This is a genomic window from Pseudomonas sp. P5_A2_2 (genome assembly GCF_054177685.1).
Genome location: NZ_JBGCUL010001008.1, coordinates 1 through 1,578, shown reverse-complemented (window position 1 = coordinate 1,578; position 1,578 = coordinate 1). Strand labels below are relative to the sequence as shown.

The following is a 1,578-nucleotide window of genomic DNA, read 5'->3' as shown; positions in this document are numbered from 1 at the left end:
TCGCTCCCACATTTTGATCTGTGGTGTTCACAAAACCCTGTGGGAGCGAGCCTGCTCGCGAAGGCTATCTCATAATCGCCAGATCCATCAGGCCTTCCACGCTTGAACATTCACCAGATTCTTCGGCCGCTCACCCCCCAGCGCCGCCAGTAGATTATCCACCGCACACTTCGCCATCGCCTCGCGCGTTTCGTGGGTCGCCGAGCCAATGTGCGGCGTCGCCACCACGTTGTGTAGCTGCAACAACGGCGAGTCGGCATTCAACGGCTCACGCTCGAACACATCCAGCCCCGCGGCCCGAATCTGCCCGTTATGCAGCGCTTCGATCATGGCGGTTTCATCCACCACCTTGCCTCGGGAGATGTTGATGAAGATCGTTTCAGGCCCCATCAGGGCAAATTCTTCAGCACCAATGAGTCCTTCGGTTTCAGCCGTCAGTGGCAATGTGAGGCAGACGAAATCAGCCTCCTGCAACAACTGTGGCAGGCTCCTGTACTGCGCATCGAATCGCTGTTCCACCGCCGGTTTCGGCGTATGGCTGTGGTAGATCACCGGCATGCCAAAACCGAAATGCCCGCGCTGGGCCAGCGCCTCGCCGATCCGTCCCATGCCGATGATGCCCAGGGTTTTGCCATGCACGTCGGTGCCGAATTGCGCAGCGCCGACATTGCGCGTCCACTCGCCGGCGCGAACCACGTTGGCCAGTTCCACCACGCGTCGGGCAGTCGCCAGGATCAGCGCGAACCCGGTGTCGGCGGTGGTTTCGGTTAGCACGTCCGGGGTGTTGCTGAGCAGGATTCGCCGTTCGGTCAGGTAGTCGACGTCGTAATTGTCGACGCCCACCGAGACGCTGGCGATGGCTTGCAGATGTGGCGCCAGATCGAGCAGCTCGGCATCCAGTTTCAGACTGGCACCGAGCAAGCCATGAGCCCGGGGCAGGGCATCACGCAGACTGGCCAGGCCTGCGGCGTCGAGGCTTTCGATCAGCGTCACCTCGGCCTGCGCTTGCAGGCGAGCCATCAGCGCCGGCGAGAGTTTCTTGTACAGCACAACCTGCTTTTTCATTGTCGTCATCTCAACATCAATTCAAGGGTGAGTAGCCACTGGCCGTTGTACAGCAACCTTGTTCACGACCCGGTCACTGGCGCCTGGCTTGAGACACAACGTCAGCACCACCGACAGCATCAGTGCGCCGCTCATCAACAGATACGACGCACCGGGCGATCCGGTGGAGCTGTTCAGGTAACCGACCAGATAGGAACCGCCAAACGAACCGAGGGCACCCATGCTGTTGATCAACGCCATGGCGCCGCCCGCCACGTTGGCCGGAAGGATTTCCGGAACGATGGCGAAAAACGGCCCGTAAGGTGCGTACATGCAAGCGCCGGCGATCACCAGCAAGGTGTAGGACCACCAGAAATGTTCCGCGCCCAGGGCGTAGGAGCCGTAGAACGCAATCGAGGCGATCAACAGCGGTGGCCACACGAAGCGTTTACGTTTTTGCAATTTGTCCGAACCCCAGGACGCCAGCAGCATGCCGATCACTGCGGCGAGATAAGGTAACGCCGAAAGCAAACC

General features: G+C 60.3%; 2 protein-coding genes. Both read right to left on the bottom strand.

Annotated elements, in window-relative coordinates:
* Window positions 1-87: 87 nt before the first annotated feature.
* Window positions 88-1,065 carry an NAD(P)-dependent oxidoreductase gene (locus ACXRVY_RS28275; RefSeq protein WP_223463094.1) on the bottom strand — a complete coding sequence of 326 codons (978 nt, stop codon included), beginning with the start codon at window positions 1,063-1,065 and terminating at the stop codon, window positions 88-90.
* Between the two features lie 21 nt (window positions 1,066-1,086).
* Window positions 1,087-1,578 (bottom strand): MFS transporter (locus ACXRVY_RS28270; protein WP_458238863.1); only part of this gene is annotated, 492 nt, incomplete at its 5' end.

Coding starts and splice junctions, on each gene's coding strand:
- ACXRVY_RS28275 (WP_223463094.1), bottom strand. CDS start 1,065: ATGAAAAAGCAGGTTGTGCTGTACAAGAAACTCTCGCCGGCGCTGATG.